Below are 13,943 nucleotides of genomic sequence, written 5' to 3'. Positions count from 1 at the left end.
CGGACATCAGCGCGAAGCAGGTTCCGCAGGCTCAGGAGGGTCAGCAGACTCAGCCGGCCCAGCAGGTCCAGCAGGCTCAGGAGGTCCAGCCGGCTCATGAGGTCCAGCAGGTCCAGCAGCTTCCGGCGCAGCAGCCGCAGCCGGGCGCCGAGCAGCGGTAGCCAGCGCCAGGGTCACTGCCACCGAGGCCGTCGCCATCACCGTCATCGCCGCGGCCGGGGAGGTGAGCTGGGCCACCGAACCGGCCAGCGTCGCGCTCACGCCCTGCAGGGTCAGCATGCCCGCCGAGTGCAGCCCCAGGGCGTGACCGGCGAGTTCGTCGGGGGTCAGGCTCATCAGCCGCTCCTGCTGCACCAGGCTCGCGCCGAACCCGACGGAAGCCGCCGTCACACACACCACCGCCACGGCCAGCGGCGGGTGCGCGGCGAACAGCAGGTACGGCGCCGCCAGCAGCAGGAGCAGCGGGGTCGCGAGCCGGGCGCGCACGGCGGGCGGCAGCAGCCGGCCCACCGTCACGTCCCCGGCGAACATGCCGAGCGCCCCGCACGCGAACAGGGTGCCGGCCGCGCCGGAGTCGTACGACACGTACAGCGACTCGCAGCCGACGACCAGGCCGTTGGGCAGCCACAGGCCCAGGTAGGTGAGGCGGCGCGGGCGGTCCGACCACAGCAGGGCGTTCGTGCGCCAGGTCGCCGCCGGGGAGGGGCGGCCGGTGACCCGGGGCGGGCGGGCGCTCAGGCCCAGGCGCAGGACCAGCGCGGCCGTCAGGTACAGCGCCGCCGCGAGCAGCAGGCAGGCCCGCGGGGAGAGGGCGGCCAGCAGGGCGCCGCCGGTGGCGAACCCGGCGATCTGCATCAGACCGCTCATCATGTTGAACAGCGAACGCCCCGGCAGATAGCCGCCCTTGGCCAGCAGCTCGTTCAGCAGCCCCCAGCGGACCCCGCCGCCCACCGAGGCGACCAGGCCCAGCAGCAGGACGATCGCGAACAGCGCGCCGGTCGGCAGGCCGGGCAGCGCCTGGAGCGCCGTACCGGCCCCGAAGGCCAGCGCGATCACGGTCAGGGCCGTGCGCGGGGGCAGCCGGTCGGCGCCGGAGAGCAGGAAGGTCGCGCCCAGCACCTGGGCCAGCGAGGGGCCGAACATGCTCACCGCCGACAGCAGCGGCGATCCCGTCGCCCGGTACACGAGCGTGCCGAGCGCGAGCCCGCCGACGGTCTGCGCGGCCGTCTGCAGGGCCGCGCCGAGAAAGAGCGGGGTGAACTCCGGGGTGCGGAACAGCGATCGGTATCCGGTCATGCGGGGAGTCTCGGGCGGGGCGCGGAGGGGTCGTTAATGTTTCGCCGTCACGCGAAAGGTCGTGACCAAGGTGGTGTCCGCGGTCGTGACCGAGATCGCGACCGAGGACGTGACCGAGGTCGTACCAAGGTCGTGATCATCGAAGGGGTGGGGGGAGCGCGGGGTCATGGGTTGGTGGCAGCTCAACGCGGACACGCTGGCGCGCAGCCGGTTCGTCGTCTCTCCGCTCGCCGAGACCTTCGCGAGCCTGAAGCAGCTGCACGCGGGCGCCGGGGCGCATCCCGGGGAGCAGGAGTGGCTGCGCGCGCATCTGCCCGGGTACCGGGCGCTGCTCGCGGCCGACCCGGTGACCGCGCGGCTGGTGCGGGCGGGGCTGGGCCGGGAGTGGATCGCCGACTTCCTGACGCCCGCGCCCCGGGGCGGGGAGGATTTCGCCACCGAGGTCGGCCGGGTGCGGGCGGTGGCCCCGGCGGACGCCCGGGCGCACCTGCGCGTCTCCCTCGCCGGGCCGCTGCCGGACATGCTGGACCGGGACGACCTGCCCGAGCGGGCGGCCGCGCTGCTGGAGTGGGTGTGGGAGGAGACCGTACGGCCGTACTGGGAGCGCCGCCGGCGGGTGCTGGAGGCGGACGTGATGGCGCGGACGGCGCGGGTGAGCCGGGGCGGCTGGGCCGGGGTGCTGGACTCACTGCGGCCGGGCGGCACCCGGTGGCTCGGGGACAACCGGCTCCAGATCAACCTGCACGAGTACCCGCCCCGCGAGATCTCGGGCGCCGAACTGGTCTTCGTGCCGGTGACGGCCCAGCGGCACGGCTGGGTGGCCTGGGAGGAACGCGAGCGCTACGCCGTGATCTACCCCTGCACCGGCGTCCTCGCCGGACACGGCGACGACCGCCCGGTGCCCGCGAGCCTGGGCGCGCTGCTCGGCGCCGCCCGGGCCGGGGTGCTCGTCCTGCTCGACTCCCCGCTGAGCACCACCCAGCTGACGGCGGTGACCGGGCAGGGGCTGGGGTCGGTCGGACGTCATCTGAAGGTGCTCCGGGAGGCGGGACTGGTGACCCGATGGCGAGCCGGACGCGAGGTGCTGTACGCGAGGACGGCGGCGGGCGAGGTGGTGGTGGAGGCGGCGGGGCAGCAGCGCCCCGAAGGCGCGCGGGCCGAGTCGCGAGAGGGGGAGCGACCAGCCACGACGGCGGCGCAGCCGACCGACGCCGCGTCCCGGCACTCCCGGCGGAGCGCATAGCATCCCGCTCATGACGACTAACGACCACAACGGCTCCGTGCTGGACGTCGAGATCGGGGCCCTCCAGGGTGGCTCCGCCGATCTGGCGCAGTACGCGGGCAAGACCGTACTCATCGTGAACGTGGCCTCCAAGTGTGGGCTGACCCCGCAGTACTCGGGCCTGGAGCGGCTGCAGGAGCGGTACGCCGGGCAGGGGTTCACCGTGCTCGGGGTGCCCTGCAACCAGTTCCTCGGGCAGGAGCCCGGCACCGCCGAGGAGATCGCCGAGTTCTGCTCGGCGACGTACGGCGTGACCTTCCCGCTGACCGAGAAGGTCGAGGTGAACGGGGAGGGCCGGCACGCGCTGTACGAGCGCCTGGTGGGCTTCGCCGACGCCGAGGGGCACAGCGGTGACATCCGCTGGAACTTCGAGAAGTTCCTGATCGGCCGGGACGGCCAGGTCGCCGCCCGCTTCTCCCCGCAGACCGAGCCGGAGTCCGCCGAGATCGTGGCGGCCATCGAGAGCCGCCTGGGCTAGGGCCTGCCCGCCGCGAGCCCCCGCGGGTTGACCTTGCCCCTGGGGCAGGGCTGAGCGTCCCTGTCACCGGGCGGAAGAAGCCGCCCGGTGACGGAGGATGACACACGTGAACGAGGAGCTGCTCACCATCGGCGCGTTCGCCGCGCGGTCCCGCCTGTCGGCGAAGGCCCTGCGGCTGTACGACCGGCTCGGCCTGCTCGTCCCGGCCCATGTCGACGAGGCCAGCGGCTACCGCTACTACCGCGCCGGCCAGGTCGAACGCGCCCGTCTCGTGGCCCTGCTGCGGCAGCTGGACATGCCGCTGGCCCGGGTCGCGGAGGTGGTCGGGGCCGAGGGCGCCGAGGCGGCCGACCGGCTCGCCGCCTACTGGGCGGACGTGGAGACCCGGCTGGCCGGGCAGCGGACCCTCGCCGCGTACCTCCGTGGACGGCTGTCGGGGAGGAGTTCCGAGATGTACGAGAAGTTCGCGGTCGAGACGGTGGACGTGCCGGCCCAGGTGGTGATCACCGAGTCCCGGCACACGCTGGCGGACGAGCTGCCGACGTGGATCGGCGCCTCGCTGGGCCGGCTGGAGGCGGCGGCCCGGGAGTGCGGGGGCGTCGCCGGGGCGCCGTTCGTCGTCTATCACTCCGAGGTGTCGATGGAGAGCGACGGACCGGCCGAGTCCTGTGTGCCGGTGGCGGACGAGGCGGCGGCCCGGGCCTGGGTGGAGCGGCACGGGGGCCCGTGGGCGACGCGGGTGCGGGTGGAGCCGGCGGCCCGGCTGGCCTACACCCGGATCACCAAGGCACAGGTGGCGCATCCGCAGATCCTCGCCGCGTTCGAGGCGGTGGAGCAGTGGCTGGCGCGGGAGGGGCTGAAGGCCGCCGGGCCCTGCCGGGAGGTGTACTTCGCGGACTGGAACGCGGCCGGGCCCGAGGACCCGGTCTGCGACGTGGCGTTCCCGGTGGCCTGATCCGCCGGACAGGCCCTAGAGAAATGCCGAGCCCTCTCGGCAAGGACGGCGACTGGTCGAGAGGGCTCTGCGGGTCTTGCTTGTGCAGTTGTCGTCGTCGAGGCGACTACGGGGGAGGGTCAGGGAGGGCCCCCTACGCCTTGACCGAGGCCACGAAGGCGTTCCACGCCTCGGCGGGGAACGCCAGGATCGGGCCCTCCACGACCTTGGAGTCGCGGACGGCGAGGTCGGCGGCGGTGGGCGACTTGACCTCGACGCAGGCGCCGTTGCCCGCGGAATAAGAGGACTTCATCCACGTCTCCGAAGCGCCCTGAATCAGTGCCATGTCCACTCCTGTTGCGAGTTGCTGTAGTGCGGTTCACGCCAACCTTGTCGGCTGATTGGCGTGATCGACGCTACCCGGCAACTGCCCCTCCCGGAGGAGTCGTTCACTCAAGCGGATGGCATATTCCAGGTGGGCCTTCCGCTTGAGCGGACGGACGGTGTACGATCCGGCGCCCTCTGCGGGAGGGGCTCAATCGGCGTACTCTTTGGCCACTTTGGAGATGTATTGCCGGGACTGTTCCACATTGAGGGACTGTGCCCGTAGATGCTCGTACATCACGGCGTACTTCTGCACGTCCTGCGCCTTCTCCAGGTACAGGTCGCTGGTGACGCCCTCCAGGTAGACCACGCTGGAGTCGGCCGCGTCGGCGAACTCCAGGATCGCGTACTGGCCGTTGAGCCCCGGGTGGGCGCCCACCTCGAACGGCAGGATCTGCACCGTGACATGGGGCAGCTGGGACATCTCAAGCAGGTGCTCCAGCTGCTCCCGCATCACCAGCCTGCTGCCCACGACGCGCTTGAGCGCCGCCTCGTCCAGCACCACCCACAGCCGCAGGGGCGTGCTCTCGGCGGTGATACGTTCCTGTCGGCGCATGCGCACCTGCACACGCTTCTCGATCTCGGCGGTCGAGGTCTCCGGCAACGCGCCCTGCACCAGGGCCTCCGCGTAGGCGCGGGTCTGCAACAGACCGGTCACCAGCTGGGGTTCGTACACCCGCAGCGACTCGGCGTCGGTCTCCAGGCCGATGTAGACGCTGTACGGGATGTCCCCGAACGTGTGCCACCAGCCCTGCTGCCGCGAGTCCCGGGCCATCTCCATGAGGGAGTCCACGATCCGCTGGTCCTCGACCTCGTACACCCCGCACAGGTCGCGCACGTCACGCTGACTGATGCTTCTGCGGCCGTTCTCCAGCCGGCTGATCTTCGACTGCGACACGAGCAGCCGCTCCGCCACCTCTTCGGCGGTCATGCCCTTGAGCTCACGGAGCCTGCGCAGCTCCTGGCCCAGCCGGCGCCGCCTGACGGTGGGATTGACATTGGACGCCACGGGACGTGCACCTCCGGCTGCTGCCTGTTCCTGACACTTTGCGTATCTGCTGTTGAGCAGACTGCCACCAAGGGGCTTTCTACCGCTGGGAAACGGTGGATATGCGGCGCGTACGCGTCAGTTCGGGCACGGAAAGGACGGAAGCCGGAACGTGGAAGCCGGAAGCCGGAATGCGGTCGAGCGGGGTGGTGGAACCACGAGTCCCACCACCCCGCTCGAACCAGCGGCTCCCGAACCGGTCCTGGTGCCGACGGTGCGGTCGTTCGGTCGTACGGTCGTTCAGTGGACCACGGCGCGTGCCATGGATCCGCGGCGCGGCTGCATCGGAACCCCGCGCGCGGGTTCCGCCGTCGCCCTGGCTCCGGGCCCGGTCGGCCGCCCTGCCACGGCCGGACCGCGGCGCGGCTGTGCGGCCGCGCCGTTCTGCACGTCCATCACGGCGTGCGCGACAAGACCACCCATCGGGTCATGCCGGATCAGATCCCGCAGCCGGGACCGCGAGGACCGGCCCTCGTTCCCCGGATACAGGTGCTTGCCGAGGCCGACGGCGTGGGCCAGCGCGGCGAGCGCGGCGGTCCGCGGGTCCGGCGGTACGCCGGTGCGGATCGCGGAATCCAGCCGGGATCGGATCTCCCGGCTGATGGCGGTGTCCGTCGCCTGGTACCGCGTCGTCGGCAACACCCCGCACATCTGCCCCGGCACGGCGGCCACCATGCCGCACCGTTCGAGATGCGAGAGGTAGATCTGACGCAGCCCCAGCCGGGGCCCGCCGATCCAATGGACGGCACGTACGGGAGCGCCGCGCCTTCGCAGCAACTCCAACGCACAGTCCAAAGTCGGATCTCCAGTCGGCCGTGGTACCACCACGGCGATACGATCCCCGTCTGGGGCTATCCGTCCGGCCAGCGCCAGCTCCACTAGCTGTGCTCCGGCCAGACCGAGGTCGAGCGACTGCGGCTGTGCAGTGGTACCCGTGGCCGGGTCCAGTGCCAGCAGCAGAAGCTCCTCCGGAAGTGTTCTGCGGCTCCTGCCCATCCATGCCTCCCCGCGTGGATGACAGACAGGGTGACCCCTCTCACATTGGTCTGTCGAGGGTGCGTGACCGGTTCGTGAGGGAACCGGTAGGTATGTCGTTCTCGTCTACCACAGGGGCCAAGCCCTCACACAGGACACTGGTACATGGTTCGGACAGGGCGCGCGAGTGGGCGTGCGGCGCACTAGGAGGCATCGGTGGCGGGCGAGTCCCCCGACAGGTCGAAGCAGCACGAGTCGTCGGCGGAACCGACGCCGGGGGCCAAGGCCTCGGTTCCCGAATCCCGCGACCCGCGTCTCGCGGTCTCCCGCGAAAAGGATTCCGCAGCCGCGACCGCGGCAGTGGACACCGCCACAAAGGTCCTCTCCGTCCGCGCCGCGAAGCCCGAGCAGGAAGACGACGCCGACCTCGAAAAGGCCGTCTCCTCCTGGACCCGCCCCGCCGCCACCGGACTGAAGCAGCGTCCGGAGGACAAGCCGGAGCCCGAGGCGAAGACTGACACCGAGTCGGACGACGCCCCGGACGAGACCCCCAGCGCCGACGCACACCCTGACACCGCCTCGGATCCGGCCGAGGACTCGAAACCGGACGCGTCCGCGGCCCCTGCCGACGACTCGAACACGGACTCCCTCGCGGACCCGGACGAGACGACCACCCCCAAGGCCGACGCGAAGCCTGACACGGAGTCGGACACGGAGTCGGACACCGACAAGGCCACCGACACCGCAGCAAAGCCTGCCGCCAAGGCGGCTACCGAGCCTGCGTCCAAGGCCTCTGCCGAGCCTGCCGACAAGCCCACCGACGCAGCCCCCCAGACCCCCGAGGGGGACCAGGAGCCCGCCGACGAGGCCCCGCAGACCCCCGACGGGGCCCAGGAGTCCGCCGACGAGGCCCCCCAGACCGGCGACGCGGACCCGCAGGCCGCCGACGGCGAGATCGCCCCGCAGGGGCCACCCGCAGCCGACAACGAATCCCGCACGGGTGGTGCGGGTGGGAACACCGACGCCGAAGGCGAAGCCGAGGCGTCGGAAGCCGACACGGACCCGCAGGCCGCCGACGGCGAGGACGCCCCACAGGGGCCACCCGCAGCCGACAACGAAACCCGCACGGGTGGTGCGGGCGGGAACACCGACGCCGAAGGCGAAGCCAAGGCGTCGCCCCCCGTCGACCACCCCACCACCGCGCTCAAAACCCTCCGCCCCAAGAAGCCGGCCGTCGACCAGCCGACCACCATGCTCAAGCTGGGCGGCAGCAAGTTCGTCCCCCTCAAGGACCCGGACGCCCCGAAGACCACCCCGAAGCCGGCCCCGACGGCGAGCCCGAAGCCGACCCCGAAAACCACCCGCACCCCCGCCCCCGACCTCTCCGCCCCCACCACCGCCCTCCCCCAGGTCGGCCCGGAGCGCACCACCCAGCAGCCCCTTCCCCCCAAGCCCCCGCTCGACCTCCTGGCCGAGCTGACGAACACGCCCCCGCCCCCGCAGACCCCCGTCCGCACCCTGATCCGCCGGATCAAGATCTGGACCCCCCTGGTCCTCCTCCTGGCGATCATCTTTGCGGTCGTACAGACCCTGCGCCCCCTCCCCCAGCCCACCCTCGACCTCACCGCGAAGGACAGCTACACGTTCGGCGGCGCCAAGGCCGACATCCCCTGGCCGGCCACCGGCCAGGCCGCCCTCGATGTCCAGGGCATCGGCACGTTCGGCTCCTCCGGCACCCAGAAGCCCGTACCGATCGCGAGCGTCGCGAAGGTCATGACGGCCTACCTCGTCCTCCGCGAGCACCCCCTCAAGAGCGGCGAGGCCGGCCCCAAGATCAAGATCGACAAGGCCGCCGAGGAGCAGTCGAACGCCGGCCAGGAGTCCACCGTCCCGGTGACCGCCGGCGACAGCATCTCCGAGCGCGAGGCCCTGGAGGCCATCCTCCTGCCCTCCGCCAACAACGTGGCCCGCCTGCTGGCCCGCTGGGACTCCGGCTCGGAGAAGGCGTTCGTGACGAAGATGAACGCCACCGCCAAGAGCCTCGGCATGACCAACACCACGTACACCGACCCCTCGGGCCTGACCGACTCGACGGTCAGCACGGCCGTGGACCAGGTCAAGCTCGCCAAGGCCGCCATGGAGCAGCCCGCCTTCCGCGAGGTCGCGGCGATGATGTCGTACGACGACTACAAGGGCGTCAACCACTCCAACTACAACCGTCTGGTCGGCCACAACAACGTCGTCGGCATCAAGACCGGCACCACCACCTCCGCCCTCGGCAACCTCGTCTTCGCCGCCAAGCAGCAGGTCGGCGGCGAGACCCGCACGATCATCGGTGCCGTGATGCGCCAGCCCGCCGGCGGCTTCGACAACACGATCATCAGCGGCGTCCTGGACGCGGGCGACAAGCTGATCCGGGCCGCGCAGGGCGCGCTGAAGCCGGCGACGATCCTGAAGAAGGGCGATGTCGTCGGGTACGTCGACGACGGCCTCGGCGGCCGTACGCCGGTCGTCGTCACGAAGGACGTCACCGCGGCCGGCTGGTCCGGGCTGGAGGTGAAGCTGTCCTTCACCTCCACCCCCGTACCGCACACCGCGAAGGCCGGCACCACGGTCGGGGCGCTCACCGTGGGTGACGGTTCGGCCGGTGCGGTGAAGGTTCCGGTGGCCCTCCAGAAGGACCTGGCCAAGCCCGGCTTCAGTGCCAAGCTGACCCGTCTGGGCTGATCGCACCACCCCGGGCGCACCCCCGGGCCGCCCCCGGCCCACGCCCCCAGTCCACCCGCGCACCCCGTCGACGGAACCCCACCCGGGAGCCCCGCGACGGGGTGCGTGCTAGCGTCACGAATCGGGGCAGGTCGCCGGTCACGGGACAGCACCGCGAACTGGACGAGAAGCGGCCGGGAACACCGAGAAACGCGGCCGAGAACAGAAGACGGGACACGGGGAGTGCCTTCAGGTGGCCACAACCGAGCCGACACGCGCCGACGACGCCGATCCGGACCCGGGATCAGACCCGCGAATACGCCTGTCCGCGCCTGACACGGAGGGCGCGGAGGGCGCGGAGCGCGCGAAGAGTACGGAGCGTCATCGCGACGGCGGACGTACGGACGGCACCGACCATGCCGACCGCACCGGCCGCACCGGCCGCACCCACAGCGACGCTACCGACAGTGACGACGCCGGCCATGCCGGCGTCGGCCATGACGGCGTCGGCCATGACGGCAGCGCGCGCCCGGGTACGGCGGTCGCCCGTCTCCTCACCGCCGCCGAGCCCCTCCGGCAGCGGCTGCTGCAGCACCCGGTCCTCTCCGTCACCGCCCTCGCGGGCGTGCTGCACATCATCTGGTTCTTCGTGTTCGCGAACAGCGGCGGCGATCTCGCGGCCCAGGACGCCTGGGCGGAGTTCGTCGGCCGGCACCCGGACTCGGCGTACAACCTCGCCTGGTACGGGGGCATGCACCCGGTGTCGTACAGCGTGGTGTCGCCGTATCTGATGTCCGTGCTCGGCGTCCGTACGACGATGATGATCGCCGGTACGGCCTCCGCGGGCCTGCTCGCACTGGTTCTGATCCGCAGCCGGGTGGTGAAGAACCCGCTGTGGGCCGCGCTCGCCGGGGTCTTCGCGTTCCTCTGCAACGCCGTGTCCGGGCGGGTGACGTTCGGGCTCGGCACGATGTTCGCGCTCGGCGCGGTCGCGGCCGTCTTCTGCTGGCCGTACCGGTGGCGGTTCAAACGCTGGGCCAAGGCCCTGGTAGCGGCCCCGCTGGCCGCGCTCGCCACGATGTCCTCGCCGGTCGCGGGGCTGTTCGTGGGCCTGGTCGCGGTCGCGCTGTTCCTGCAGAAGCGGCGGCCGGGCGCCTGGGCGCTGGGCCTCGCGCCGACCGCGGTGGTGGCCGTCTCGGCGTGGCTGTTCCCGTTCTCCGGCACCCAGCCGATGAAGTTCGGCTCGGTGATCCTGCCCCTGCTGTACGGCCTGCTGTGCCTGTTCCTCGTCCCGAAGGAGTGGAAGACGGTCCGGCTGACGGCCGCCGTCTACAGCCTCGGGGTCGTCCTGGTGTGGCTGATCAGCTCGCAGATCGGCTCGAACATGTCGCGGCTGCCGATGCTGTTCGCGGGGGCGACGCTGATCGCCGCGCTGCCGTACACGGTGCCGCGCTCGCGCCAGTGGTACGTGACCATGCTGGCGTTCCTCGGCTTCGTCGGCTGGATCGGCTTCAAGTCGGTCGACGACATCGTGCACACCACCCCGGCCGCGTCCTGGGCCCGTGAGCTGGCCCCGCTGGTCAACGAGTTGCAGAGCGTCGGCGCGGAGAAGGGCCGGGTCGAGGTGGTCCCGGCGCGCTCGCACCGCGAGGCGTCCGCGCTCGCGCCGTACGTCAACCTGGCCCGCGGCTGGAACCGGCAGGCCGACATGGAGCGCAACCCGCTCTTCTACGACGACACGCTCAACTCGGCGAACTACCACGAGTGGCTGCAGCGGTGGGCCGTGCACTTCGTGGTGCTGCCGAAGGACAACCCGGACGGGGACGGTGGCGGTGACCGCGAGCAGGAGCTGCTGCGGCGCGGGATGCCGTACCTGAAGCAGATCTGGGGCGACGCGAACTGGCAGCTGTTCCAGGTGACGGATCCGGTGCCGCTCGCCGAGCCGGACGCGGTGGTGGACCGGGCGGAGCCGGAGGAGATGACGCTGCAGGTGCGCAAGGCCGGGCGGATTCTGATCAGGATTCCGTACTCGCCGTGGCTGAGCATCGTCGACGAGAACGGGAAGAGTCTGAAGGCGCCGCGGAAGGTCTCCGGCGGTTCGGCGTACGACAACGTCAACGGGTGCCTGATGGAGACGGAGGAAGACTCGCAAGGGGACAAGTGGACGGTGCTGATCGCGCCGAAGCCGGGCACGTATCGGTTGGCGGCGCCGTACCAGTTGCCCCGTGGCACTCCTTGCCCCGACGAGCTGAAGTGACCCCCTGGGGGCTCCGCCCCCAGACCCCCGCTCCCCCACCCGCTCACCCGTCTCGGTCTGCTGGATGGTGACCCGCCAGGTGGGGGCGGGCGCCACTCGGGCGGCTGGGCGGTGGGTGGGCGTGAGCCGGTCGGCTGGGTGGTGGTCCGGAGCGGGGTGGGCGCGACTCGGGCGGCTGAGCGGCGGGCGGACGTGACCCAAGCGGCTGGTTGGTAGTCCGGTGCCGGTGCGCCTGGCGCGGGCGGCTGGGCGGTGGGTGGGCGTGACCCAAGCGGCTGGTTGGTGGTCCGGCGCGGGTACGCGCGACACGGCTGGCTGGGGCGGTGGGGGATGTGATCCGGTCGGCTGGATGGTGACCCGACAGGTGGGGGCGGGCGCGACTCGGGCGACTGAGCGGCGGGCGGGTGTGACCCAAGCGGCTGGTTGGTGGTCCGGCGCGGGTACGCGTGACACGGCTGGCTGGGGCGGTGGGGGATGTGATCCGGTCGGCTGGATGGTGACCCGACAGGTGGGGGCGGGCGCCACTCGGGCGGCTGAGCGGCGGGCGGGTGTGACCCAAGCGGCTGGTTGGTGGTCCGGTGCCGGTGCGCCTGGCGCGGGCGGCTGGGCGGTGGGTGGGCGTGAGCCAAGCGGCTGGTTGGTAGTCGGTGCCGGTGCGCGTGGCGTGGGCGGCTGGGTGGTCGTCCCGGTGGGCGTGATTCGGGCGGCTGGGTGGTGGGGGGTAAGCCGGGATTGGCCTGAGCCTCGGCCGGCTGGGGGGTGGTCAGCGGAGGGATGTGACGTAGTTATCGGTGCCCGGGATCGTGGGGATGAAGGGGGCCAGGAGTTCCAGCCGGCCCAGGTGTGACTCTGCCAGTTGGTTGTCCAGGCCGGTGAAGTGGCGGTCCCAGCAGTCTCGTGGGTCCTGTTCCAGGAACCACAGCAGGGTCAGGCGGGTGTCGACGCCCTCGACCTGTTTGACGTAGGTCATGCGGTCGCCGGGGAGGGGGGTCGGGCGGAAGAGCGTCACCATGGCGGCCGGGGAGCCGGCGAGGCGCTTGGGGAGGTGGCGGGAGGTGAGCCACTCCAGCAGGCGGGCTCGCTGCTCGGCGGACTCCGTGTCGATGACCTCCAGGACCAGGCCCGCGTAGGGGTGGTCGAGGGCGTGGAAGTCGCGGGGGCCCGCGGCGCCGTCGCGGTAGACCGTGGTCTCGTGGTCCTGGAAGGCCGTGAAGACGTGGGTGCGGTCGTGGTAGACGCGGGCGTCGCGGTTGAGGCGCTTGTTGATGGCGACGGTCCACTTCATGTGGTCGTCGTAGCGGCCGTCGGTGATCCAGTAGGTGGAGAGGTAGCAGCCGGCGGTCACCGGCTGGGCGACGGCCGACTTCTCGGGGTAGCGCAGGAGTTGCAGGTCGCGGGTGGCGACCCAGCGGCGGCCGGCGTACATCCAGGGCATGGCCATGGCGCCGGCGTAGTAGTGGTCGTCCTCGTACCAGCGGTTGTACGCGTACTCGTGGCCGGGATGCGGCTCGACCATGGTGATCAGGGCGTGGCCGGGGTGGACGCCGTAGGGGCCCACGGCGGCCAGGTCGGCGTACAGCTCGCTGCGGGTGTCGTCGCGCATGCGGTTCCCCTTTCCTGCGGTCGCCCATACTCTGACGCTCCGTCAGATAAAGCGCCAGGGTTCGGGAGGCTTCCATGTCACTGCTCGCGGGCAAGACCGTCGTCGTCTCCGGCGTGGGGGCCGGGCTCGGTCACCAGGTCGCCGCCGCCGTCGTACGGGACGGCGGGAACGCGGTACTGGGGGCGCGCACGGAGGCGAACCTCGCCAAGAGCGCGACCGAGATCGATCCGGAGGGCGGGCGCACGGCGTACCGGGCGACCGACATCACGGACGAAGGGCAGTGCGAGGCGCTGGCCGCGCTGGCGCGGGAACGCTTTGGTGCCGTGCACGCGGTGGTGCACGTGGCGGCCTGGGACTCCTACTTCGGCGGGGTCGAGGACGCCGACTTCGCGACCTGGCAGTCGGTCATCGACGTGAACCTGCTGGGGACGCTACGGATGACGCGGGCGTGCCTGCCGGCGCTGAAGGCGGGCGGGGGCGGGTCGGTTGTGTTCATCGGGACGCAGTCGGCGGTCGCCGCGCCCTCGCAGGTGAAGCAGGCCGCGTACGCCGCCTCGAAGGGGGCGCTGACCAGCGCGATGTACTCGCTGGCGCGGGAGCTGGGGCCGTACCGGATCCGGGTGAACACGGTGCTGCCGGGCTGGATGTGGGGGCCGCCGGTGCAGGCGTACGTCCGGTTCACCGCGCAGACGGAGGGGGTGCCGGAGGCGGAGGTGCTGGGGCGGCTGACCGGACGGATGGCGTTGCCGGAGCTGGCGACGGACGGGGACGTGGCGGACGCGGCGGTGTTCCTGGCCTCGGACCGGGCCCGGGCCGTCACGGGCCAGTCGCTGCTGGTCAACGCGGGGGAGCTGATGCGCTGACGCGTCCGGCATCATCCATACATTGGTTCATGTGCGTGAACGAGGGTCACCAACTCGCACATCTTTACCGGGGCTTGACCTCACAGCCGCTTGTCGTGTTCATGTGACGAGACTCAC

Annotated in this window: 11 protein-coding genes; 6 read left to right on the top strand and 5 right to left on the bottom strand. The window is 71.7% G+C overall.

The window, feature by feature from the left end:
- Positions 1-6 precede the first annotated feature (6 nt).
- Positions 7-1,296 (bottom strand): MFS transporter, encoded by a 1,290-nt coding sequence (locus ABZ865_RS19800; RefSeq protein WP_361231679.1) that lies wholly within the window; start codon positions 1,294-1,296, stop codon positions 7-9.
- A 166-nt stretch (positions 1,297-1,462) separates the two neighbouring features.
- Here ABZ865_RS19800 and ABZ865_RS19795 point away from each other — a divergent pair, with 166 nt between their 5' ends.
- The 3 genes from ABZ865_RS19795 to ABZ865_RS19785 all read left to right on the top strand — a co-directional run bounded on the left by ABZ865_RS19795 (position 1,463) and on the right by ABZ865_RS19785 (position 4,011).
- Positions 1,463-2,539: an ArsR family transcriptional regulator gene (locus tag ABZ865_RS19795; RefSeq protein WP_361231677.1), complete on the top strand. Its 1,077-nt coding sequence runs from the start codon at positions 1,463-1,465 to the stop codon at positions 2,537-2,539.
- A 10-nt stretch (positions 2,540-2,549) separates the two neighbouring features.
- A complete protein-coding gene (locus ABZ865_RS19790) occupies positions 2,550-3,056 on the top strand; it encodes a glutathione peroxidase (protein WP_361231675.1) in 507 nt (168 codons plus the stop codon).
- A 106-nt stretch (positions 3,057-3,162) separates the two neighbouring features.
- The gene (locus ABZ865_RS19785) at positions 3,163-4,011 is read left to right on the top strand and encodes a MerR family transcriptional regulator (protein WP_361231673.1); all 849 of its coding nucleotides are present in this window, start codon (positions 3,163-3,165) and stop codon (positions 4,009-4,011) included.
- A gap of 133 nt (positions 4,012-4,144) precedes the next feature.
- Here the strand turns inward: ABZ865_RS19785 and ABZ865_RS19780 are convergent, their stop codons facing one another.
- The 3 genes from ABZ865_RS19780 to ABZ865_RS19770 form a co-directional block, all read right to left on the bottom strand.
- Positions 4,145-4,336, bottom strand: a complete 192-nt coding sequence (locus ABZ865_RS19780) for a DUF397 domain-containing protein (RefSeq protein ID WP_361231671.1) — start codon at positions 4,334-4,336, stop codon at positions 4,145-4,147.
- Between the two features lie 189 nt (positions 4,337-4,525).
- Positions 4,526-5,383, bottom strand: a complete 858-nt coding sequence (locus tag ABZ865_RS19775; RefSeq protein ID WP_361231669.1) for a helix-turn-helix transcriptional regulator — start codon at positions 5,381-5,383, stop codon at positions 4,526-4,528.
- Positions 5,384-5,662: 279 nt separating this feature from the next.
- Entirely contained in the window at positions 5,663-6,418 is a 756-nt protein-coding gene (locus ABZ865_RS19770) for a GPP34 family phosphoprotein (RefSeq protein ID WP_361231667.1), read from the bottom strand.
- 195 nt (positions 6,419-6,613) lie between these two features.
- Between ABZ865_RS19770 and ABZ865_RS19765 the strand changes: the two genes are divergently transcribed.
- Positions 6,614-9,124, top strand: a complete 2,511-nt coding sequence (locus ABZ865_RS19765; RefSeq protein ID WP_361231665.1) for a D-alanyl-D-alanine carboxypeptidase — start codon at positions 6,614-6,616, stop codon at positions 9,122-9,124.
- A gap of 232 nt (positions 9,125-9,356) precedes the next feature.
- Positions 9,357-11,360 carry an MFS transporter gene (locus ABZ865_RS19760; protein ID WP_361231662.1) on the top strand — a complete coding sequence of 668 codons (2,004 nt, stop codon included), beginning with the start codon at positions 9,357-9,359 and terminating at the stop codon, positions 11,358-11,360.
- A 763-nt stretch (positions 11,361-12,123) separates the two neighbouring features.
- Here ABZ865_RS19760 and ABZ865_RS19755 read toward each other — a convergent pair.
- Positions 12,124-12,963 (bottom strand): hypothetical protein, encoded by an 840-nt coding sequence (locus ABZ865_RS19755; RefSeq protein WP_361231660.1) that lies wholly within the window; start codon positions 12,961-12,963, stop codon positions 12,124-12,126.
- A 74-nt stretch (positions 12,964-13,037) separates the two neighbouring features.
- On the opposite strand from ABZ865_RS19755, the gene ABZ865_RS19750 reads away from it, so the two are divergent.
- Positions 13,038-13,826, top strand: coding sequence for an SDR family oxidoreductase (locus ABZ865_RS19750; RefSeq protein WP_361231658.1), 789 nt, complete (start codon positions 13,038-13,040; stop codon positions 13,824-13,826).
- Positions 13,827-13,943 lie beyond the last annotated feature (117 nt).

It is taken from the genome of Streptomyces sp. NPDC047085 (assembly GCF_040643735.1).
Lineage (GTDB): Bacteria > Actinomycetota > Actinomycetes > Streptomycetales > Streptomycetaceae > Streptomyces.
This window is presented reverse-complemented; position numbering and strand designations above follow the sequence as displayed.